The sequence below is a fragment of the Pseudomonas sp. CH61 genome (genome assembly GCF_059429415.1).
Genome location: NZ_CM182098.1, coordinates 6,038,346 through 6,059,272 on the forward strand (window position 1 = coordinate 6,038,346; position 20,927 = coordinate 6,059,272).

Here is a 20,927-nt window from a genome sequence, read left to right on the forward strand (position 1 = left end):
TCAGATCCAGGAATGTCGAGCAGGCAAAGCGCCGTTGAGGCGATAGGCGCCGACCGCGTGATATTTCCAGCGCACCGGGTCGTGCAGCGTGTGCACGCGGGCGTTGCGCCAATGGCGGTCGAGATTGAATTCGGCGAGGGTCGCGCGGCTGCCGGCCAGTTCGAACAGCTTTTCGCTGGCGAGCAGGGAAATCTCGGTGGTCAACACTTTCGCTTCGGCCACGGCTATCGAAGCGCGGGCGGCGGACTCGGCGGTGAGCGGTGCGGCGTGTACTTGATCCAGGACTTTGCCGGCCTTGCGCAACAGCGCTTCGGCAGCGTGCAGTTCGATTTTCAGTTTGCCGATGTCAGCGATCACGTAAAGGTCATCGCTGGCCCGTTCGACCTTGGCGTCGATCCATGGCCGCGCACGGGTTTTGACGAACTCGATGGCGTCGTCAATGGCACCACGGGCGATGCCGGCGTCGATCGCGGCTTGAATCAGCTGTGATACCGCGCCTTGGGTATTCGGGGAGTCGTTGATCTTCCAGTTGTCGACGACCAGGCTCGACTCGACGCGCACGTTATTGAGCAGAATCGTGCCGCTGGCGGTAGTGCGCTGACCGAAGCCCGACCAGTCATCAACGATGCGCAAACCCGGCGTGCCGCGACGGACAAAGGCCAGCACTTGCTTGCCGTCATCGTTGAGTGCCTTGACCGCCACCCAGTGCGCGAACAGCGCACCGGTGGAATAAAATTTCTGGCCATTGATCACGTAATCGTCGCCGTCGGCGGTGATTCGCGCTTTCAGTTCCAGGGTGTTTTTGGTGCCGCGTTCCGGGCCGGCATTGCCGATGCGCCAGCCTTCCAGAACACTTTGGAACAGCCGCTTTTTCTGCTCCTCGGTGGCGCTGCCGAGCACCAGGTTGATGATGCCGAACTGGTTCTGCGGAATTTGCCCCAACGCCGGATCGGCGGCGGAAATGATCGCAAACACCTCGGCCAAAGTGACAAAGGAAACCTGCGGGCCACCGTATTCGCGCGGGATGGCGATGCTGCCTAATCCGCTGCGGGTGAACTGTTCGATTTCCGACCACGGCAGCTTGCGCTGACGGTCGCGTTTGGCGGCCTGCACGCGGGCGACTTGCGCCAGTTCATGGGCGGCCTTGATGGCTTGAGCGTCGTTGCGCAAAACCTGCGCGGGCAACAACAACGGGGCGATGTCCAGATCCGACTGGACATTTGCGTCTGCCAGACTGGACATCAGTGCTGCTCCTTGGCTGCACGCAATGCCCTGGCGATCTGCACTGGGGTGATTGTGTTCCGGACCATACTACCTACCTCACATCTCATGAAAAACGCCGCAAAAGTGCGGCGAACGAAAGAATGTCCGGTGGTCCGGTTCATATACCCTAAGCGTGTATAAAAATTAAATAAACTAACTTTTAGGAATATGTATAGAAGGGGTGATGGTCTGATTGGTTAAGAGTTTTCAGGTGAGGGGGATAACCCCCCACCCTCGGCCAGACACATCAATCCTTGCGCGATTCGGCCGCCTTGAGTTCCTGCCTCAGAGGGACTTTCAGATAAGGATTTACACAGCCGATCTTCAAGGTACGTGGCGGCGCCCAGCGTGAGTTGTTACCGACTCGATCAAGGATGCAATACGTCACGTCCAGGCGCAGATCCTCGCCCGCTTCGACAATCACCGACGGTGGGACCCAGACCTGAATCGGCAAGCCGATATCCGCGGCGGTGACCGGCGCCAGATCCATGCGCACATCACCCCAGCGCAAGGTGATGGCGTCGTCCTCGGCCATGTTCAGGTACGGCTCGATGGTCAGCGGCACACCGCGTTTGATCTGGTTTGGATTTACACCCTGACGGCGAATGGTGTCGGGAATGGTCACCGGGGCCAGTTGCTGGTTTTCATCTGCGCTCAGTGTCGAGGGTTGCCCACCGGGGCAGTCAAGTTTGACCTGCACGCGCGTCGCTGCCGACAGCGCCGGACCCTGACCGACCTGCATCACCCGGTAGTGAATGCGCGCGGTACCGCTGGCGATGAAACTCTCCGGCACCCGTAGGCGCACTGCCGTGCCGATGTCATCCGCCGTCAGCACCCTGGAGGCGACATAGCATTTGTTCCAGAACAGCTCGATGAGGTCTCCGCTGTCCATATCGGGGTAGGGCGACACCTCGACCAGAAAATGTGCGGCGGCGCTCAGATTGATGCCGGTTTTTTGCGCAGGCGCCAGGATCGGCGCTGCCAGTTCGGGGGGATGCGAAGTGCGGGTCATCGATTTCTCTCCTTGAAGCCTTGCAGCGAAGTCCGTTTCTGGAAGAACAAAAGGCGTGAATAAACTGGCAATAAAGCTTTGAACTTTCATTCAGGTTGAATACGGGTTTATTGAACTAAGTGGTGCCAGTTGTCGACTAGATAAAAGTGTGCGGGATGGGGTGTCAATAGACGATATTAGCTAATCCGTGAATTACGAATTAATCAGAAGTTTCCTACGCTGCTGTGGTCATGTGCCTAGGCGGTCAGTAGAAATGAGCCACGGAACTCAGGGCTTTTTGGCGGGTTTTGCGCGGATTTATTCGAGCGTTGTCATGTCGGGTGGTGCGGGATTGAGACCGGCATTATCTGTTGCAGAACATATATATGTACCGCTTCGGATATGTTTTGTCTGGATAGGGGGTTGCTGAGGCGGGGTTTTAACAAAGGTAACTTCCATCCATGGAAGTTGCCGGTATAGCAATGAAAGTTCTCAGGCGTGATTCAAGAACTTGCTGAGAAACTGTTGAGTACGTTGTTCTTTCGGGTTGGCAAACAACGCTTTCGCTTCACCTTGCTCGACGATCACGCCTTTGTCGAAAAACACCACGCGGTTGGCCACGTCACGGGCAAAACCCATTTCGTGGGTAACGATGACCATGGTGCGCTTTTCTTCGGCGAGACCACGAATGGTCGCCAGCACTTCGCCGACCAGTTCCGGGTCGAGGGCCGAAGTCGGTTCGTCGAACAGAATCACTTCAGGCTCCATCGCCAGCGCTCTGGCTATCGCCACGCGCTGTTGCTGACCACCGGAGAGACGACGCGGATAAGCGTCTTCCTTACCGGCGAGGCCGACCTTGGCCAGCAGCTTTTTGCCCAACGCAACTGCCTCGTCGCGCGGCATCTTCTTGACCACGATCGGGCCTTCGATGACGTTCTCCAGTGCGGTGCGATGGGGGAACAGGTTGAAATTCTGAAACACGAAGCCAACGTGCTGGCGCAGGTTGCGCACCAGACTCTGCTGCTGGTTCAGCGGGCGACTGGTATCGATTTCGATATCGCCGACCTTGATCCGGCCGCTGGTGGGTTGTTCAAGGAAATTCAGGCAGCGCAGAAACGTCGTTTTCCCTGAACCACTGGGGCCGATGATCGCGACGACTTCGCCTTCCTTGACCTCCAGGTCGATGCCGTTGAGCACGACCTGACCCTTGAATTGCTTGGTCAGTTTTTCCACGACAATCATCGTCAGGACTCCTGGTCGTGCCGATTGACCCGCTCTTCCAACTTGTTCTGGAAGTGCGAAAGCACCGTGGCCAGAATCCAGTAGATCAGCGCGGCGGCAAGATACATGGTGAAGACTTCGAAAGTCCGGGCGGTAATCAGTTGCGCCTGACGGAACAGCTCCGGCACCTGAATGGTGGCGGCCAGTGCCGTGTCCTTGACCAGCGAAATGAAGCTGTTGCCCAGCGGCGGCAACGCCGTGCGCATCGCTTGCGGCAGGATGGCCCGGCGCAGGGTTTGCGCGCGGGTCATGCCGATACTTGCAGCAGCTTCCCACTGACCGCGTTCGATCGAACCGATCGCTGCGCGCAGAATTTCACAGGCGTACGCGGCCATGTTCAGCGAGAAGCCGATCAGTGCCGCTGGCAGCGGATCCAGTTCGATTCCCAATTGCGGGAAGCCGTAATAGATCACGAACAGTTGCACCAGCAACGGCGTGCCGCGAAAGAACGACACGTAGACGCGCGCCAGCCAGCTCACTGATTTGAAGCGCGACAGGCGCATCAACGCCAGGCCGAAGCCCAGCAGCAAGCCGAAGAACATCCCGCCGAGGCTGAGGACTACCGTGTAGTACGCGCCCTTGAGCAGAAAGGGCGCGGAGTCCAGCAACAGCGCCGTGGTTTCGGCGAGTTGCTGGCTCAACTGCGGGAAGTGCGCTTCGAATTGAAATCCAGCTTCCATTATTTAGTGACGTCTGCGTTGAAGTACTTCTCGGACAGCTTCTTCAAAGTGCCGTCTGCACGCAGTTCGTCGATTGCCTTGTTCACGGCAGCCAGCAGTTCAGGTTCGCCTTTGCGCAGAGCAACACCGGCTTCCTGACGGGAGAAAGCTTCACCGGCAGCAACGGTTTTCGGGGCTTTCTTGGCATATTCAAGTGCAGCCAGACGGTCGATCAGGATGGCGTCGGTGCGGCCGTTGTTCAGGTCGGCGAACTTGGTCGGATCATCATCGTAGGTGCGCACGTCAGCGCCCGGCACGTTGGCGCGGACCCATTGCTCGTAGTTGGTGCCCAGGCCCACACCGACTTTTTTGCCGGACAGGTCATTGGCGGTCTTGATGTTCAACGCGGCTTCTTTGCTCTTCAGCACCAGCGCCTGAATACCGGAAACGGTGTACGGCTCGGAGAAGTCATACTTCTTCTTGCGCTCGTCGGAGATGGTCACCTGATTGACTACAACGTCCAGACGCTTGGATTCCAGCGCCGCGAGGATGCCGTCCCACTTGGTCGGCTGAATCTTGGCTTTGACGCCGAGTTTTTGCGCCAGCGCTTCGGAGAGTTCAACTTCGAAACCGGACAGTTTGCCGTCGGCATCGACGAAGCTGAACGGTGGGTAAGTGCCTTCCAGGCCGACGTTGATAACGCCTTTGTCCTTGATCTGTTGCAGCTGCTCACCGGCCACTGCCTGGCCGATCAGACCGGCGCTCAGCGCCAGGCCCAGCGAACCCACCAGCAGATTGCGACGTAGTGCGGAAAAATTCATGACAAGCCCCTGTGTTTTCTTATGGAAGACGCTTAAGGAAAGTTGGCGAATGGGTGATTCGACGACAGCGCTATCCTGCCTTAAAGCAGCTTATGCGTCTTGCGCGAAATTCGCCTGCGGCGAGACTATAAGATGTCTGCTTTAGACTTGAAAATACTTAATATTTGAAATGTTATTCTTTATTGGAATATGAGGTTCGTTCCCACGCTCTGCGTGGGAATGCCTCTAGGGACGCTCCGCGTTCCAGCTCTCGAAGGGACGCAGAGCGTCCCGGGCTGCATTCCAACGCAGAGCGTGGGAACGATCAGTCAGAGGAAATCCTTGTAGGCGAACAACGCTGGCGCCCCACCGGTGTGCAGGAAGATGATCGGGCCTTCATCAAAACGCTGACGACCAATCCCATCAAGCAAACCCGCCATCGCCTTGCCGGTGTACACCGGATCGAGCAACACCGCTTCCTGACTCGCCAGCAATTTCACCGCCGCCAACGTCCCGGCATTCGGCTCGCCATAACGCGGGCCAAAGTATTCGTCCCACAACTCGACCTTGAAACTGGCTGGCAGTTCGACGCCGAGCAGCTCTGCCGTGCGTTCCGCCAGACCCTGTACCTTCGGCCGCTGGTCTTCTTCGCTGCGCGAAACCGTCACGCCAATCACCGGTAATTGCGGCAGCACTTCGCTCAACGCCAACGCCAGACCACTGTGAGTGCCTGCACTGCCCGAGGCCAGAACCACCGCGGCAAACTCCAGCCCGGTGTCCTTGATCTGCTCGGCCAGTTCAAGCCCAGCGCGCACGTAACCCAAAGCACCGAGAGCATTCGAACCGCCGACCGGCACCAGATACGGCTTCTTGCCGTTGCTGCGCAAACGCACGGCGAGGGCGGCCAGTTGTTCGTCGGCGTTGTCGAGGTTGTCGACCAGTTCGACTTTGGTATCGAACAGATCCAGCAGCAGGCGATTGCCGTTGCCGGTGTAATTGCTGTCGTCGCTGCCCAGCGGATTTTCCAGCAGCGCCACACAGCCCAGGCCGAGCTTGGCGGCCAGTGCAGCGGTCTGACGAACGTGGTTCGATTGCACGGCACCGGCGGTGATCAGCGTGTCGGCGCCTTGCGCCAAGGCGTCGGCGGCGAGGTATTCGAGCTTGCGCAGTTTGTTGCCGCCCATGGCCAGCGGCGTCAGGTCATCGCGCTTGATGTACACCTCGCGGCCGAGCCAGGTGGACAGGCGTTCGAGTTTTTCCAGCGGCGTCGGGTGATTGAGCAGATCGAGGCGGGTAAAGCGGTCCAGCTGTTGTTTGATCATGAGTCCGTACTGGCTTGGAAGATGAAAGGACTATAGGCACGTGCTTTTGCAGGGGCAACCGCCAATCGCTTATAGCTAAATCGACTGAGCCCAGCACTATCGGTTCTTAATTCGCCCTCGCAGCCTTGCCGTAAAGTAGTCGCCGTTGACGCGGCCAGACAGTCCGGCCGCCCCTGAGGAGTCTTTACCGTGAGCGAGCGTTCCAGCCATTGGCAATTGCAGACCATCGTCAGTCAACTGCGCAGCGCGCGGGATCAGTGGCGGGCACAGAACGGCCGGGCGTCCGGCGAGCAGGGTGGTCGCGAGTTGCCGTCGCGGGCAGCGATGGCGGAGATTCTTGAAGCGCTGTGTGGCGCGCTGTTCCCGATGCGTCTGGGACCGGTGGATTTGCGTGAAGAGAGTGAAGACTTCTACGTCGGTCATACCCTTGATGTCGCACTGAATGCCTTGTTGGCGCAGACCCGTCTGGAACTGCGCTACGTCGCCCGCCATAGCGCGCAGGCCGACACCGAAGTCGAAGCCCGCGCGATTCAGATCGTGCAGGATTTCGCCCTGGCATTGCCGGGCCTGCGCACGCTGCTCGACACCGATGTGCTGGCGGCCTATCACGGTGATCCGGCGGCGCGCAGTGTTGATGAAGTGCTGCTGTGCTACCCGGGGATTCTGGCGGTGATTCACCATCGTCTGGCGCATCATTTGTATCGCGCGGGTTTGCCGTTGCTGGCGCGAATCAGCGCGGAAATCGCTCATTCGGCGACCGGCATTGATATCCATCCGGGCGCGCAAATCGGCCGGAGCTTCTTCATCGATCACGGTACGGGTGTGGTGATTGGCGAGACGGCGATCATTGGTGAGCGCGTGCGGATTTATCAGGCCGTGACGTTGGGCGCCAAACGTTTCCCGGCGGATGAGGACGGGCAGTTGCAGAAGGGCCATCCGCGTCATCCGATCGTTGAAGATGATGTGGTGATTTATGCCGGAGCGACGATTCTCGGGCGGATCACCATTGGCAAGGGTTCGACCATTGGCGGCAATGTGTGGCTGACGCGCAGTGTGCCGGCGGGGTGCAATTTGACCCAGGCGAATCTGCAGCATGATGACGGGACGCAGAAGTAGGCTCTGAAATTGCGTTGCGGCGTCTGGCCTCTTCGCGAGCAGGCTCGCTCCCACACTGGAATGCGTTTCAAATGTGGGAGCGAGCCTGCTCGCGAATGATTTTCAGACCAAATCAAGATAATGGCAATCAGCCAATTCTCCAGTGAACGAATACCCTCAAACCCGCGTCATACCCATCCTTGAGCTAGCGTAGGAAAACTACCGCCTAGCCGTACGATTAGTCCTTACCCCCCTATCCATGTTTAACTTGAACGTTCATTCAAGTTAAACCGGTGGTTCGCTGCCCGCTCACAACAGGAGGCTTGCCTTTGCTGAGTCCGATCATTTCAGCCACGTTTCAACCCCTCGAGGTGCACGTTTCATGAGTGCATCGTCTACCCCCGCCAGCGGTCTGGTACGCATGAATCCGCCGGTGTTCTATTTCGCCGCGACGGTCATTCTGCTGTTTGGTCTCGTCGTCATTGCCATGCCGGAACAGGCCGGCGCCTGGCTGCTGGAAGCGCAAAACTGGGCGGCCAATACGGTCGGCTGGTACTACATGCTCGCGATGACCCTGTATCTGGTCTTCGTGGTGGTCACCGCCTTATCCGGCTACGGTAAGATAAAACTCGGTGCCGACCACGACGAGCCCGAATTCAGTTATCTGTCCTGGGCCGGCATGCTGTTCGCCGCCGGGATCAGCATCACGCTGTTCTTCTTCTGCGTCTCTGAACCGCTGACTCATATGCTGCAACCGCCGCAAGGCGAGGCGGGTACGGCGGACGCGGCGCGCCAGGCCATGCAGATTCTGTTTCTGCACTGGGGCCTGCATGGCTGGGGCGTGTTCGCCTTTGTCGGCATGGCGCTGGCCTATTTCGCCTATCGCCACAACCTGCCGCTGGCGCTGCGTTCGGCGCTGTATCCGCTGATTGGCAAACGCATCAACGGCCCGATCGGTTACGCGGTGGACGGCTTCGGCATCATCGCCACGGTGTTCGGTCTGGGTGCCGACATGGGCTTCGGAGTACTGCACCTCAACTCGGGCCTCGACTACCTGTTCGGTATCGCTCACACCCAGTGGATTCAGGTCGGCCTGATCACGCTGATGATGGGCGCGGCGATCATCGTTGCCGTCTCCGGCGTCGATAAAGGCGTGCGGGTGATGTCCGACATCAACATGCTGCTGGCTTGTGCGCTGCTGCTGTTCGTGTTGTTCGCCGGGCCAACCCAGCATCTGCTCAACACCTTGATCCAGAATCTCGGCGACTACCTCGGCGCCTTGCCGATGAAGAGTTTCGACCTCTACGCCTACGATAAACCGAGCGACTGGCTCGGCGGCTGGACCGTGTTCTATTGGGCCTGGTGGATTGCATGGTCGCCGTTCGTGGGCTTGTTCATCGCACGGATTTCCCGTGGCCGGACCATCCGTGAATTCGTTTTCGGCGTGCTGTTGATTCCGCTCGGTTTTACTCTCGCGTGGATGTCGATCTTCGGCAACAGCGCCATCGATCAGGTCCTCAACCACGGCATGAGCGCGCTGGGCATGTCGGCCATCGACAACCCGTCGATGAGCATTTACCTGCTGCTGGAAACTTATCCATGGAGCAAAACCGTCATCGCCGTGACGGTGTTTATCAGCTTTGTGTTCTTCGTCACCTCTGCCGATTCCGGCACTGTGGTGCTCTCGACGCTGTCGGCCAAGGGCGGTAGCCCGGACGAAGACGGGCCGAAATGGCTGCGGGTGTTCTGGGGCGCGATGACCGCGCTGATCACCAGTGCGCTGCTGTTCTCCGGCAGCATTGATGCGCTGAAGTCAGCGGTAGTGCTGACCTCGTTGCCGTTCTCGCTGATTCTGCTGCTGATGATGTGGGGTCTGCACAAGGCGTTCTATCTCGAGTCGCAGAAGCAGATCGCGCAGTTGCATTCGCTGGCACCGGTCTCGGGTTCTCGGCGCGGCACGGGCGGCTGGCGACAGCGCTTGAGTCAGGCTGTGCATTTCCCGTCGCGGGACGAGGTGTACCGCTTCATGGACACCACGGTGCGCCCGGCGATTGAAGAAGTGACGGCGGTGTTCGTCGAAAAAGGCCTGAACGTGGTCACCCAACCGGACCCGGCGAATGACAGCGTCAGCCTCGAAATCGGTCATGGTGATGCGCATCCGTTCATCTATCAGGTGCAGATGCGCGGCTACTTCACGCCGTCGTTCGCGCGTGGCGGCATGGGTTCCAAGCAGCTCAACAATCGTCGCTACTATCGCGCCGAAGTGCACTTGAGCGAGGGCAGTCAGGACTACGATCTGGTCGGCTACACCAAAGAGCAGATCATCAACGACATCCTCGATCAGTACGAGCGGCACATGCAGTTCCTGCATCTGGTGCGTTGATCGGCGACTGGGCGCCGGGACGTTTTACGACTCGGCGCTCAGCACCATGAACAACACCATCGCCGCCACCGGCACGCCGAATACCGCACTGCCAATGGCTATTTCCGATCCCACGGACTGTCCGGCATGCACCACGCCCACCGCACCATTGATCACCGTCAACGCCAACCACAGCGCGGCGAAGCCGTAGCCCATGGTCTGGCGGCTGAAGCCGATGCGCTCGCCGATGTAGAGCATCAGGGCGAGCAGGATCAGGCCGAAAAAGATGATGATGGCGGTGTGCATGGCGGGTTCTGCCTGGTGGATGGGTATCGCCTGAAAGACCGCTATCGCGAGCAGGCTCGCTCCCACAATGGATCCCGGCTGGACATAAATTTCATGTACACAGGAAATCCCTGTGGGAGCGAGCCTGCTCGCGAAGGGGCCACCTCGGTGTTCTTTAGAGCATAGCCAATCCAGCCCACTGTTCTTTTATCTGACCATTGATAGTTTGTGGCTAGTGCGCGATGTCGGTTCGCAGAACAGAGTTAGCTCTCAGATAACGATCAATTTCAGGATGTGTCGTTTGAATTACTCCCCGAGAGTTACGCCTATAGTTGCCGACATTAAATGGCTTGAAGAATGGGTTTCCTATGAAATTCCCGGTCGTTCTGCACAAGGATGCCGATTCAGACTACGGAGTTATCATCCCGGATGTCCCGGGCTGTTTCTCCGCAGGCACTACGGTCGCTGATGCTTTTGAAAAGACTCAGGAGGCGCTGGCGCTTCACTATGAGGGTTTGGTCGCCGACGGCGCGCCTTTGCCTCAGATGCGGGACATTGATGCTCATCTCGATAACCCGGATTACGCGGGAGGGATCTGGGGCGTGGTCGATTTTGATATCACCCCGTATTTCGGCAAGTCAGTGCGTTTTAACGCCACGCTGCCGGAGCAGTTGCTTGAGCGTATTGACCAGACAGTCCGCCGTGACCAGCGCTATCGATCCCGTTCCGGATTTCTCGCGGCGGCCGCCTTGCGCGAACTGTCGGTATAGCGAAGTCAGGTGCTTTCCCGTTCGATGACTTGGCACTGCAGCAGGTTCAGCCGCTGCACCTCGTCGCTCGGCAACACGCCAAGACTTTCCAGCACGCGCGTTGCTGCGAGCACGCCGATCTCCAGCGCCGGTGGTTTGATCGTACTCAGGCTGGGCAGCAGCATCTCGGCGAACGGGTAGTCGCCGAAGCCAAGAACGGCGCAATCTTCGGGGATTTTCAAACCCGCGCGTTGCCCGGCAAGCAAGCCGCCGGCGGCGAGGTTGTCGTTGGCGAAGATGATCGCGTCGGGGCGCGGTGTGGTGTTCATCAGGGCGTCCATTGCCTGTTTGCCGGCCTCGAATGGTGCGCGATCAGCGTCAGGGGCGTAGATCCAGGGTTCCAGGCCGGATTCTTTTAAAGTCGCCGCGTAACCGTCGCGGCGCTCCAGTGCGCTGAAGTCCCCCGGCGCGCTGTTCTGCACGAAGGCGATGCGTCGGTAGCCTTTTCCCAGCAGATGTTTTGCCGCCGTCACGCCCACTTCAAAATGCGAAAAACCGATCTGCATCGGCTCCCGATCCGGTTGGTAATCCCACGTCTCAATCACCGGAATATCCGCCTCGGCGATCATCTTTTCCGTACCCGCACTGTGAAAGTGACTGGTCAACACCAGCGCCGCCGGCGACCAGCCGAGAAACGCCCGCACGGCGTTTTCTTCCTGCTCGGTGCTGAAGTAACTCGACGCCAGCAACAGCTGATAACCGTGACGGCTGAGCGTGTCGCTGAAGCCTTGAATGGTATTGGCGAAGATCGGCCCGGAGATGTTCGGGATCACCATGCCGACGATTTTCCCCCGTGCCGAGGCCAGCCCGCCGGCCACCAGGTTCGGCACGTAACCCAACTCAGCTACCACCGCCGCAATCCGCTCGCGACGCTCGGGCGAAACCTGCTCCGGCTGGTTGAAGTAGCGCGACACGGTAATCGCCGAAACCCCGGCCTCACGCGCCACGGCATTCAGGGTCACACGTCCGGCGCCACGGCGTTTGCGCGGTTTTTCTTCGCTCAAGGCTCGATCCTTCTTAAAAACCAAATCGCATATAAAAGTAATTTTTCAGTATTGGACGCTCTATGTGCAGCTTGCCAATACTGTCGATGGTAGCGCTAACAAAGCGCGCTGTCTGCTACTCGCTCGAGCGAATGCCCAAGACACCGATTCAGGCGCTGTCGTCGCAGAACGGCAGCGGTTAAGGGCTAATTTCGAGCGGGCAAACATGCACAACATTCCTGGGGCGACACACAAACTGGCGCAATCGATTCGCGCCGCTGGTTGGTTATTTACGGGGTTGGCGGCGCTGCCGTTGCCCAACGCATTCGCTGCCGAGAGCAGTGATCAGGAGCCAACACTCAAATCGGTGACCGTCACTGCCACACGCCGCGAAGAATCGCTGCAAAAAGTGCCGGTCGCGGTGTCCGTCATCGATGGCGAACAGCTTGAGCGCGACAACCGCAACGGCGTAGCGAGCATCGTCCAGCAGGTGCCGTCGCTGAACTTCCGCACCGGCGCATCGAACAAGGACACCTCGTTGTTCGTGCGCGGCGTCGGCACCATTTCCACTTCTCCAGGCGTCGAGCCGACCGTGGCGACGGTGATCGATGGCGTGGTGTATGCGCGTCCGGGTCAGTCCACGCTGGATCTTCTGGATCTGGAGCGCGTCGAAGTATTGCGTGGCCCGCAAGGCACGCTGTTTGGCAAGAACGCCTCGGCCGGTGTACTCAACATCACCAGCAAGGCACCGACCGCCGAGACCCACGGCTACATCGATCAGTCGTACTACAGCGGCAACGAAAGTCGCACCCGATTTGGCATCGGCGGCAGCCTGATTCCGGACGCGTTGAAAGGCTCGATCAGCACGCTGTTCGGCACCTACGACGGCAACGTCGACAACCAGCACAACGGCCAAGAGGTCAACGGCTACAACCATCGCGGCGTGCGCGGCAAACTCGAATTCACCCCGAATGACGACGTCACCTTCACCCTGATTGCCGACTACATGCAGTCCCACGACGACGGCCCCAACGGCGTGGTCAGCAAGTCGCTGACGCCGGCCTTCACCAACGCACTGAGTCCGGTCAATGCAAGCAGCCACAACCGCGACATCAACACCGACACCCGCTCACACGTTGAGGACACCAACAAAGGCTTGTCCGGCCAGCTCGACTGGCAATTGGGCGATTACACCCTGACGTCGATTACCGCGTGGCGTGGATGGGACAATACGCAGTATCAGGACGGCGACCGTCTCGGTACGGTGACGGCGGCGTTCCCCGGCACGGCGGACAAGGGCGATCTGGCCTTCGATCAATATTCGCAAGAGCTGCGTTTGGCCTCGCCGAAGGGTGAATTCCTCGAGTACGTCGGCGGCCTGTTCTACATGCACGGCAAGGACGACGAGACCTATCAGCGCACGCTGACAACGACCACGCGCACCGACCGTGGTGTCGCCGATTACAGCACCACCAGCGACAGCTATGCGGTGTTCGGTGAGAGCACGCTGAACTTCACCTCGGACTTTCGCGGCATCGCCGGCCTGCGCTACACCCACGATGATCTCGAATACGATCACCGCCGCGTCTCGACTTCGGCGACCACCGTCAGCGGCATTCAACCGGCGACCAGCAGTTCCGGTTCGGTGGACGAAGACGGCTGGTCCGGTCGCCTCGGCGTGCAGTACGACCTGAGTGATACGGTCACCACTTACCTGACCTACTCGCGCGGCTACAAAGGCCCGGCCTACAACGTGTTCTTCAACATGCAGCCGCGCGACACCGAAGCACTCAAGCCGGAAACTTCCAACACCTGGGAGGCGGGCATCAAAGCCACGTCCTGGAACAATCGTCTGACCACCAACCTCGCGGTGTTCCACAGCGAGTACGACAACTATCAGGCTAACTTCTTCGACACCGTCGCCGGCCAGGTTGTGACGCGTTTGATCAACGCTGGCAGTGTCAGCACCGAAGGTGTCGAACTCGATTACGCCTTGCAGGCCACCCAGCAACTGAAACTGTCCGGCGCACTGGCCTACACCCGCGCACGGATCGACGAATTCGCCTGCCCGGCGGGCGCGGCGGCGTCGTGCAACGTCAACGGCAAACCGCTGCCGTTCAGTCCTGACTGGAAAAGCTACGTGCGCGCCGACTACAGCATCCCGCTGGATAACGGTCTGGATATCGAACTGGGCACCGATTACAGCTGGCAGAGCGAAGTGCAGTACGACATCAGCCAGAACGCCGACACCAAGCAGGGCGCCTACGGTCTGTGGAACGCCAGTGTCGCGCTGGCCGATTACAGCAATGGCTGGCGCGTGGCGCTGCTGGGCAAGAACCTTACCGACAAATCCTATTCGCCGTTGCTGGCCAGCGGTGGCAATTACATCTATCGCGCCGTGCCACGGGATGACGAGCGCTACTTCGGCGTGCAACTGCGCAAGGATTTCTGAGATGAGCAGACAGTTGAAACTCGGCGCGTTCCTTATGGCCACCGGGCACCACGTGGCGGCGTGGCGTCATCCGGATGTACCGGCGAATGCGGGACTGGATTTCGCCCATTACAAGCGGCTGGCGCAGATTGCCGAGGCGGCGAAGTTCGATGCGTTGTTTGTCGCTGACAGCGTCGCCGCGCCGACTCAGGACATCGCCAGCCGCATGGCGCGCTCTGATCACTTCGAACCGCTGACACTGCTCTCGGCGTTGAGTGCGGTGACCGAGCACATCGGCCTGATCGCCACGGCGACCACCAGTTACAACGAGCCGTATCACGTGGCGCGCAAATTCGCTTCGCTCGATCATCTCTCGGGTGGGCGCGCGGGGTGGAATCTGGTGACCTCGGACAACGCCGCTGAGGCGCTGAATTTCGGGCGAGACGAACACATCGGTCACGCCGAACGCTACAGCCGCGCTCGGGAATTTCATCAGGTGGTCACCGGGCTTTGGGACAGTTGGGAGGATGATGCGTTTGCGCGCGACAAGGCCAGCGGGGCGTATTACGACCCTGCAAAGCTGCACGTGTTGGACCACGTCGGCGAGCACTTCCGGGTCAAAGGCCCACTGAACGTCGCGCGCTCGCCGCAGGGGCAACCGGTGATTGTTCAGGCCGGCTCTTCGGAAACCGGGCGCGAATTGGCGGCGCAGACGGCTGAAGTGGTATTCACCGCGCAGACTTCCCTGGCCAGTGCCCAGGCGTTTTACGCCGACCTCAAAGGACGCTTGCCCAAGTACGGGCGCAGCGCCGATTCGTTGAAAATCATGCCCGGAGTTTTTGTCGTCGTCGGCGGCACCGAAGCCGAGGCGCAGGAAAAGTGTGAAACGTTTCAGCAATTAGTCGAACCCGAGGTTGGCGTCGCCTTGCTTGGGCGTATGCTGGGCAACTTCGATTTGTCGAAGTACCCGCTGGATGGGCCGTTGCCTGAACTACCGCTAACCGAAAGCGGTCAGCAGAGCCGGCAGAAATTGCTGACGGAATTGGCGGGCCGCGAGAACCTGAGCCTTGCCGAACTGGGTCGCAAGATTGCCGGCGGGCGAGGGCATTACAGCCTGGTCGGTACGCCGGAGCAGATCGCTGATCGCTTGCAGGAATGGTTCGAACAGGGAGCGGCGGACGGTTTCAACGTGCTAGTGCCGCACTTGCCCGGCGGGCTCGAAGACTTCGCCAATGGCGTGGTCCCGGAACTGCAACGGCGTGGGTTGTTCAGAACTGAGTATGAGGGCCGGACCTTGCGTCAGAACCTTGGCCTGGCTCGACCCGGCAATCGATTTGTGTAACACCCTTCGCGAGCAAGCTCGCTCCCACAGGGAAATGCATTCCAAAGGTGGGAGCGAGCTTGCTCGCGAAGCAGTCGACACCCATTTCAAGACAGACAAGAGAGGATTCGATGACTTACACCGCTGCCGAAAACCGCTACGACTCCATCCCTTACCGCCGCGTCGGGCGCAGCGGTCTGGTGCTGCCGGCGCTGTCGCTGGGCCTGTGGCACAACTTCGGTGACAGCACGCCGATCGACACCCAGCGCGCCTTGCTGCGCACCGCGTTCGATCTGGGCATCAATCACTTCGACCTGGCCAACAACTACGGCCCGCCGTACGGCAGCGCCGAGACCAACTTCGGTCGCCTGCTGCGCGAAGACTTCAAGCAATACCGCGATGAACTGATCATCTCCAGCAAGGCCGGTTGGGACATGTGGCCCGGCCCTTACGGTCAGGGCGGTGGCTCGCGCAAATACGTGTTGGCCAGCCTCGACCAGAGCCTGCAACGCCTGGGGCTCGACTATGTGGATATCTTCTATTCGCACCGCTTCGACCCGGACACCCCGCTGGAAGAAACCGCCAGCGCCCTCGCCACCGCGGTGCAACAGGGCAAGGCGTTGTACATCGGTATCTCGTCGTATTCCGGGGTGAAAACCCGCGAGATCGCTGCGCTGCTCAAAGAGTGGAAAGTGCCGTTGTTGATCCATCAACCGGCCTACAACCTGCTTAATCGTTGGGTGGAAAAAGACCTGCTGGATACCACCGATGAACTCGGCACGGGTGTGATTGCTTTCACGCCGCTGGCGCAAGGTCTGCTCACCGACAAATACCTCAACGGCGTGCCGGCGGATGCGCGGGTCAATCGTCCGGGGGGTGGTTCGTTGCAGGCTTCGCACTTGTCCGACGCCAACATTGCTCACGTGCGCGCATTGAACGAGATCGCCAAGCGCCGTGGTCAGAGCCTGGCGCAACTGGCGCTGGCGTGGACGCTGCGTGATCCACGGGTGACCTCGGCGTTGATTGGTGCGAGTCGGCCGGAGCAGATTATCGAGAACGTTGGGGCGTTGAAGAATTTGAGCTTCAGTGCTGAAGAGCTGGCGGAGATTGACCGGTTTGCGCAGGAAGGCGGGATCAATCTTTGGGAGAAGCCTTCGACGGCGGAGTGATGAAGGTTGGGTTGGGTCAGCAAGATCCAACCCCCTCACCCCAGCCCTCTCCCCCAGGGGGGCGAGGGGGAAAGGGAGCCGATCTTCATGCTTTTCAAAACTTGAGTTCAACCCGACATTTCAGGTCGATGTAGCTCGTACAAACACCTCGGTCAGTCCCCTCTCCCCCAGGGGGGGCGAGGGGGAAAAGGGAGCCGATCTTCATGTTTTTCAAAACTTGAGTTCAACCCGACATTTCAGGTCGATGTAGCTCGTACAAACACCTGGGTCAGTCCCCCTCTCCCCCAGGGGGGCGAGGGGGAAAGGGAGCCGATCTTCATGCTTTTCAAAACTTGAGTTCAACCCGACATTTCAGGTCGATGTAGCTCGTACAAACACCTCGGTCAGTCCCCTCTCCCTTTGGGAGAGGGTTAGGGTGAGGGGCTTTTGGCTGTAAAAACGACTCAACGAAAAAACGGCACATCCCCCAACACCGTCGCCCGCTGCATCACCCGCCGCGCAGGCCGGTAGTCATCCACCGCGTAATGCTGCGTCACGCGGTTATCCCAGAACGCAATATCGTCCTGCTGCCAACGCCAGCGAATGGTGAATTCCGGTCGCGTCGCATGGGCGAACAGAAACTTCAGAATCGCTTCGCTCTCGGTTTCCGACAGCTCATTGATCTTCGACGTGAAGCCTTCATTGACGAACAATGACCGCCGCCCGCTGACCGGATGCGTACGAATCACCGGGTGCGACAGCGGCGGATTCTTGCGTCGGGCTTCTTCCCACTGCGCCAGCGCTTCAGGCGTGTTGCCATAACGCTCCAGTGGAAACGAGCGAGTGAAATCGTGGGTTGCAGTCAGCCCTTCCAGCAAGCCTTTCAGCGGCGCCGACAGCGCTTCATACGCGGCAATGCCGCTGGCCCACAACGTGTCACCACCAAACTCCGGCAGCAACTTGGCGCTGAGCACCGCGCCCATCGCCGGGGTCGGCAGGAAGGTCACGTCGGTGTGCCAGATCGCGTTGTCGCGCACGTCGGTGACGGCGGTGTCGAGGATCAGCACCTCCGGTTGTTCCGGTACGTTCGGGTAGATCGGGTGAATGTGCAGGTCACCAAAGTACGCAGCGAAACGCGCCTGTTGCGGCGGCTCGATTGGCTGATTGCGGAAGAATAAAACCTGATATTTGAGTAGCGCCTGCTCGATGGCGTCGCGGTGTTCCAGGCTCAAAGGCTGGCTGATGTCGACGCCGCTGATCTGTGCGCCGAGGGCTGAGCTTAATGGGGTGATGTTGAGGCTGCTCATGGTCTTTCTCTTCGAATTCGGGGTTCAAGCTTTTGTGGGAGCGAGCCTGCTCGCGAATGCGGAGTGTCAGGCTAAAGTGCAGTGACTGATCCGACGCTTTCGCGAGCAGGCTCGCTCCCACAAGGGAAGTTTCACAAGGCGATTTAGTGGGCCTGGCCGTGCCACGGCACCAGTTTGCGCTGCAGGGCGCGCAGGCCCATTTCCATGGCGAAGGCGATCAGGGCGATGACCAGAATCCCCAGTACCACCACATCGGTGACCAGGAATTGCGCGGCCGACTGCACCATGAAGCCCAAACCGCTGGTGGCCGCGATCAGTTCAGCAGCAACCAAGGTCGACCAACCCACGCCCAGACCAATACGCACACCCGTGAGAATGTCCGGCAACGCGCTGGGCAAAATCACATGACGAATCAGCTGCAAACGCGTCGCGCCCAACGACTGTGCTGCACGCAATTTCGCCGGATCTACCGTGCGCACGCCGGTCGCCGTGGCAATGGCAATCGGCGCGAAAATCGCCAGATAAATCAGCAGCACTTTTGACAATTCGCCGATGCCGCACCAGATCACGATCAGCGGCAGATAGGCCAGCGGTGGGATAGGGCGGTAGAACTCGATCAGTGGATCGAGCACGCCACGGGCAATGCGATTGGCGCCGATGGCAATGCCCACGGGCACGGCGGTCAGGATCGCAAAACCGAGGCCCAGACCGATGCGGCTCAGGCTTGCGCCGAGGTGCTGCCACAACGTCGAATCCATGTACCCCGTGGTCGCCAGCAACCACCCCTTTTGCAGCACGGCGGAGGGTGGCGGCAGGAACAGCGGCTCGATCAATCCAGTGGCCGTCACCCCCCACCAGATCGCCAACAATGCAAACAAGGTCAGCAAGCTGATCCAGCGTGTGCTGAGGCTGCGGCGTACGGGAATCGCCGCCGAAGCGCTGACCGGTTTTACCGCAGCCGAAGAAACGTCGTAACTGCTCATGCACGCTCCTGCCGTTGCCCGGCGCTGCGTTGCGAGAACACTTTGCTCAGCACGTGTTCGCGGGTTTCGATAAAACGCGGATCGGATTTGATCGCGCGGGCGGATTCGCCGGCGGCATAACGCTGACCGAAGTCTAGATGCAGGCGCTCAACGATCTGCCCCGGATTCGGCGCGAGCAGAATCAGGTCAGTGGCGAGGAACACCGCTTCTTCAATGTCATGGGTAATCAGGAAAACCGGCTTGGCCGTGCGCTGCCAGACTTGCAGCAACAGCTCCTGCATCTGTTCGCGGGTGAACGCGTCGAGGGCGCCGAAGGGCTCGTCCATCAGCAATACACGCGGATCAGCGGCGAGGGCGCGGGCGAGGCCGACGCGTTGTTTCTGGCCACCGGAAAGCTGCCAGATACGACGGCTTTCGAAACCCGAGAGATCAACCAGCGCGAGCATTTCACGGGCGATTTTTTCGCGCTTGTCCCTGGCGATACCGGCCAGTTCCAGACCGAATGCAACGTTGGCCAACACGTCCTGCCAAGGCAGCAACGCGTCGTCCTGGAACACCACGCCACGTTCGGCGCTCGGGCCTTTGACCGGCACGCCGTCGAGGGTGATGCGCCCGGCGCTCGGTTCGACGAAACCGGCAATCAGGTTCAACAGCGAGGTCTTGCCACTGCCGGACGGGCCGAGGGCGACCAGCAATTGCTGAGGCCCCAGGGTCAGAGAAATATCCGCCAGCACCGGTTCCGGGCTGCCCGGGTACTGTGCGCTGATGCGCTCCAGCTGTAGCAAGGCCATCGCAGTTAACTCCCGATCAGTTGGTGATGAATTTGGCGCTGACGTACGGCGCGTAGTCCGGCAGAACGGCTTCGACCTTGCCTTGCTCCTTGAGGAACGCGGCGGTGTCAGTGATGGCTTTGGTGGTCGGCGCGCCGAGGCTGACGACCTGATCAGCCGCGAGCGGGTAGACGTTGCCTTGCAGCAACAGCGGAATGTCGCTGGCCTTGGCGCCGGAGAGTTTCACCAGTTTGTCGACGTTGGATTGGTCGGCGAGCCAGGCTTTCGGGTCTTTGCGGTAATCGGCGTAGGCGTCGAGGGTGACCTTGGCGAACGCGGTGACGATTTCCGGGTGCTTCTCGGCGAAGTCTTTACGCACGATCCACGCATCGAAGGTCGGTGCACCGAACTTGGCCAGTTCGCCGGAGGTGATCAGCACTTTGCCGTTTTCCTTGGCCACGCCCAGCGCCGGATCCCACACGTAAGTGGCGTCGATGTCACCGCGTTTCCACGCGGCGATGATCGCTGGCGGGGCGAGGTTGAGCACGGTGACTTTCGATGGGTCGATGTTCCAGTGCTTCAGCGCCGCGAGCAGGCTGTAGTGACCGGTGGAAACGAACGGCACGGCGATTTTCTTGCCGATCAGATCTTGCGGAGTCTTGATACCGGAACCGTCACGGGCGACCAGTGCTTCGGCAGCGCCGATCTGGGTAGCAATGAGGAAGGTTTCGACCGGGACCTTGCGGGTAATCGCAGCGGTCAGCGGACTCGAGCCGAGGTAGCCGATCTGCACGTCACCGGAGGCGATGGCGGCAATGATGTCGGCGCCGTTGTCGAACTTGCGCCAGGCGATATCGGCTTTGGTGGCTTTTTCGTAAGCGCCGTCAGCCTGGGCGACTTTCGCCGGGTCAACGGTGGTTTGGTAGGCGACGGTGAGGTCGGCGGCCTGAGCCAGAAAACTCGCGGCAGCCAGGGAGGCTACGGCGAGCAGGCGAAGCGGGAAATTCAGTTTCATTGAAAAGCTCCATATCAGGCGACCGAGCGTCGGCGTGAAAGGAGACTAAATGATCTAAGAATCAGTAAATAAATAACTTTTTAGAATGAGCTTATGAGCGGA

Annotated in this window: 18 protein-coding genes; 6 read left to right on the plus strand and 12 right to left on the minus strand. The window is 59.7% G+C overall.

What is annotated here, in order from left to right; translation table 11 throughout:
* The 6 genes from AC5SEM_RS27185 to AC5SEM_RS27210 all read right to left on the minus strand — a co-directional run bounded on the left by AC5SEM_RS27185 (nucleotide 1) and on the right by AC5SEM_RS27210 (nucleotide 6,316).
* Complete coding sequence (locus AC5SEM_RS27185) at nucleotides 1-1,242, minus strand: SfnB family sulfur acquisition oxidoreductase (RefSeq protein WP_495471668.1); 1,242 nt, start codon at nucleotides 1,240-1,242, stop codon at nucleotides 1-3.
* 268 nt (nucleotides 1,243-1,510) lie between these two features.
* Nucleotides 1,511-2,275, minus strand: coding sequence for a hypothetical protein (locus AC5SEM_RS27190; protein WP_077570185.1), 765 nt, complete (start codon nucleotides 2,273-2,275; stop codon nucleotides 1,511-1,513).
* A gap of 471 nt (nucleotides 2,276-2,746) precedes the next feature.
* A complete protein-coding gene (gene tcyN / locus AC5SEM_RS27195) occupies nucleotides 2,747-3,496 on the minus strand; it encodes an L-cystine ABC transporter ATP-binding protein TcyN (protein WP_150692893.1) in 750 nt (249 codons plus the stop codon).
* Between the two features lie 2 nt (nucleotides 3,497-3,498).
* Nucleotides 3,499-4,215 carry a cystine ABC transporter permease gene (gene tcyL / locus AC5SEM_RS27200; protein ID WP_249122190.1) on the minus strand — a complete coding sequence of 239 codons (717 nt, stop codon included), beginning with the start codon at nucleotides 4,213-4,215 and terminating at the stop codon, nucleotides 3,499-3,501.
* A complete protein-coding gene (tcyJ, locus tag AC5SEM_RS27205) occupies nucleotides 4,215-5,015 on the minus strand; it encodes a cystine ABC transporter substrate-binding protein (RefSeq protein ID WP_077570189.1) in 801 nt (266 codons plus the stop codon). The genes tcyL and tcyJ overlap by 1 nt, the downstream gene beginning before the upstream one ends.
* A gap of 308 nt (nucleotides 5,016-5,323) precedes the next feature.
* Nucleotides 5,324-6,316, minus strand: a complete 993-nt coding sequence (locus AC5SEM_RS27210; protein WP_495471669.1) for a D-cysteine desulfhydrase — start codon at nucleotides 6,314-6,316, stop codon at nucleotides 5,324-5,326.
* Between the two features lie 189 nt (nucleotides 6,317-6,505).
* Between AC5SEM_RS27210 and epsC the strand changes: the two genes are divergently transcribed.
* Nucleotides 6,506-7,432, plus strand: a complete 927-nt coding sequence (gene epsC, locus AC5SEM_RS27215; protein ID WP_016983653.1) for a serine O-acetyltransferase EpsC — start codon at nucleotides 6,506-6,508, stop codon at nucleotides 7,430-7,432.
* A gap of 400 nt (nucleotides 7,433-7,832) precedes the next feature.
* The gene (gene betT, locus AC5SEM_RS27220) at nucleotides 7,833-9,794 is read left to right on the plus strand and encodes a choline transporter BetT (RefSeq protein ID WP_176470116.1); all 1,962 of its coding nucleotides are present in this window, start codon (nucleotides 7,833-7,835) and stop codon (nucleotides 9,792-9,794) included.
* Between the two features lie 24 nt (nucleotides 9,795-9,818).
* Here the strand turns inward: betT and AC5SEM_RS27225 are convergent, their stop codons facing one another.
* Entirely contained in the window at nucleotides 9,819-10,079 is a 261-nt protein-coding gene (locus AC5SEM_RS27225) for a hypothetical protein (RefSeq protein WP_077570197.1), read from the minus strand.
* Nucleotides 10,080-10,426: 347 nt separating this feature from the next.
* Between AC5SEM_RS27225 and AC5SEM_RS27230 the strand changes: the two genes are divergently transcribed.
* Nucleotides 10,427-10,828 carry a type II toxin-antitoxin system HicB family antitoxin gene (locus AC5SEM_RS27230; protein ID WP_495471670.1) on the plus strand — a complete coding sequence of 134 codons (402 nt, stop codon included), beginning with the start codon at nucleotides 10,427-10,429 and terminating at the stop codon, nucleotides 10,826-10,828.
* 5 nt (nucleotides 10,829-10,833) lie between these two features.
* On the opposite strand, the gene AC5SEM_RS27235 is transcribed toward AC5SEM_RS27230, so the two are convergent.
* Entirely contained in the window at nucleotides 10,834-11,871 is a 1,038-nt protein-coding gene (locus tag AC5SEM_RS27235) for a LacI family DNA-binding transcriptional regulator (RefSeq protein WP_495471671.1), read from the minus strand.
* Between the two features lie 205 nt (nucleotides 11,872-12,076).
* On the opposite strand from AC5SEM_RS27235, the gene AC5SEM_RS27240 reads away from it, so the two are divergent.
* The 3 genes from AC5SEM_RS27240 (at nucleotide 12,077) to mgrA (ending at nucleotide 16,771) form a co-directional block, all read left to right on the plus strand.
* Complete coding sequence (locus AC5SEM_RS27240) at nucleotides 12,077-14,302, plus strand: TonB-dependent receptor (protein ID WP_495471672.1); 2,226 nt, start codon at nucleotides 12,077-12,079, stop codon at nucleotides 14,300-14,302.
* A gap of 1 nt (nucleotide 14,303) precedes the next feature.
* Nucleotides 14,304-15,623: an LLM class flavin-dependent oxidoreductase gene (locus AC5SEM_RS27245; RefSeq protein WP_495471673.1), complete on the plus strand. Its 1,320-nt coding sequence runs from the start codon at nucleotides 14,304-14,306 to the stop codon at nucleotides 15,621-15,623.
* Between the two features lie 110 nt (nucleotides 15,624-15,733).
* Nucleotides 15,734-16,771, plus strand: a complete 1,038-nt coding sequence (mgrA, locus tag AC5SEM_RS27250) for an L-glyceraldehyde 3-phosphate reductase (RefSeq protein WP_242209841.1) — start codon at nucleotides 15,734-15,736, stop codon at nucleotides 16,769-16,771.
* A 443-nt stretch (nucleotides 16,772-17,214) separates the two neighbouring features.
* Here mgrA and tauD read toward each other — a convergent pair whose 3' ends face one another.
* The 4 genes from tauD to tauA form a co-directional block, all read right to left on the minus strand.
* Nucleotides 17,215-18,057 carry a taurine dioxygenase gene (tauD, locus tag AC5SEM_RS27255; protein ID WP_038359808.1) on the minus strand — a complete coding sequence of 281 codons (843 nt, stop codon included), beginning with the start codon at nucleotides 18,055-18,057 and terminating at the stop codon, nucleotides 17,215-17,217.
* Nucleotides 18,058-18,200: 143 nt separating this feature from the next.
* Complete coding sequence (gene tauC, locus AC5SEM_RS27260; protein ID WP_495471674.1) at nucleotides 18,201-19,040, minus strand: taurine ABC transporter permease TauC; 840 nt, start codon at nucleotides 19,038-19,040, stop codon at nucleotides 18,201-18,203.
* Nucleotides 19,037-19,831, minus strand: a complete 795-nt coding sequence (gene tauB / locus AC5SEM_RS27265) for a taurine ABC transporter ATP-binding subunit (RefSeq protein WP_077570211.1) — start codon at nucleotides 19,829-19,831, stop codon at nucleotides 19,037-19,039. The genes tauC and tauB overlap by 4 nt, the downstream gene beginning before the upstream one ends.
* A 16-nt stretch (nucleotides 19,832-19,847) precedes the next feature.
* Entirely contained in the window at nucleotides 19,848-20,825 is a 978-nt protein-coding gene (gene tauA / locus AC5SEM_RS27270) for a taurine ABC transporter substrate-binding protein (protein ID WP_257356782.1), read from the minus strand.
* Nucleotides 20,826-20,927: the final 102 nt, after the last annotated feature.

What these genes read in the sequence shown, in the direction of transcription:
- AC5SEM_RS27245 (WP_495471673.1), top strand. Translation starts at nt 14,304, where the DNA reads ATGAGCAGACAGTTGAAACTCGGCGCGTTCCTTATGGCCACCGGGCAC.
- tcyL (WP_249122190.1), bottom strand. Translation starts at nt 4,215, where the DNA reads ATGGAAGCTGGATTTCAATTCGAAGCGCACTTCCCGCAGTTGAGCCAG.
- AC5SEM_RS27185 (WP_495471668.1), bottom strand. Translation starts at nt 1,242, where the DNA reads ATGTCCAGTCTGGCAGACGCAAATGTCCAGTCGGATCTGGACATCGCC.
- tcyJ (WP_077570189.1), bottom strand. Translation starts at nt 5,015, where the DNA reads ATGAATTTTTCCGCACTACGTCGCAATCTGCTGGTGGGTTCGCTGGGC.
- tauA (WP_257356782.1), bottom strand. Translation starts at nt 20,825, where the DNA reads ATGAAACTGAATTTCCCGCTTCGCCTGCTCGCCGTAGCCTCCCTGGCT.
- AC5SEM_RS27240 (WP_495471672.1), top strand. Translation starts at nt 12,077, where the DNA reads ATGCACAACATTCCTGGGGCGACACACAAACTGGCGCAATCGATTCGC.
- tcyN (WP_150692893.1), bottom strand. Translation starts at nt 3,496, where the DNA reads ATGATTGTCGTGGAAAAACTGACCAAGCAATTCAAGGGTCAGGTCGTG.
- betT (WP_176470116.1), top strand. Translation starts at nt 7,833, where the DNA reads ATGAATCCGCCGGTGTTCTATTTCGCCGCGACGGTCATTCTGCTGTTT.
- tauB (WP_077570211.1), bottom strand. Translation starts at nt 19,831, where the DNA reads ATGGCCTTGCTACAGCTGGAGCGCATCAGCGCACAGTACCCGGGCAGC.
- AC5SEM_RS27230 (WP_495471670.1), top strand. Translation starts at nt 10,427, where the DNA reads ATGAAATTCCCGGTCGTTCTGCACAAGGATGCCGATTCAGACTACGGA.
- AC5SEM_RS27190 (WP_077570185.1), bottom strand. Translation starts at nt 2,275, where the DNA reads ATGACCCGCACTTCGCATCCCCCCGAACTGGCAGCGCCGATCCTGGCG.
- AC5SEM_RS27225 (WP_077570197.1), bottom strand. Translation starts at nt 10,079, where the DNA reads ATGCACACCGCCATCATCATCTTTTTCGGCCTGATCCTGCTCGCCCTG.
- mgrA (WP_242209841.1), top strand. Translation starts at nt 15,734, where the DNA reads ATGACTTACACCGCTGCCGAAAACCGCTACGACTCCATCCCTTACCGC.
- tauC (WP_495471674.1), bottom strand. Translation starts at nt 19,040, where the DNA reads ATGAGCAGTTACGACGTTTCTTCGGCTGCGGTAAAACCGGTCAGCGCT.
- tauD (WP_038359808.1), bottom strand. Translation starts at nt 18,057, where the DNA reads ATGAGCAGCCTCAACATCACCCCATTAAGCTCAGCCCTCGGCGCACAG.
- AC5SEM_RS27210 (WP_495471669.1), bottom strand. Translation starts at nt 6,316, where the DNA reads ATGATCAAACAACAGCTGGACCGCTTTACCCGCCTCGATCTGCTCAAT.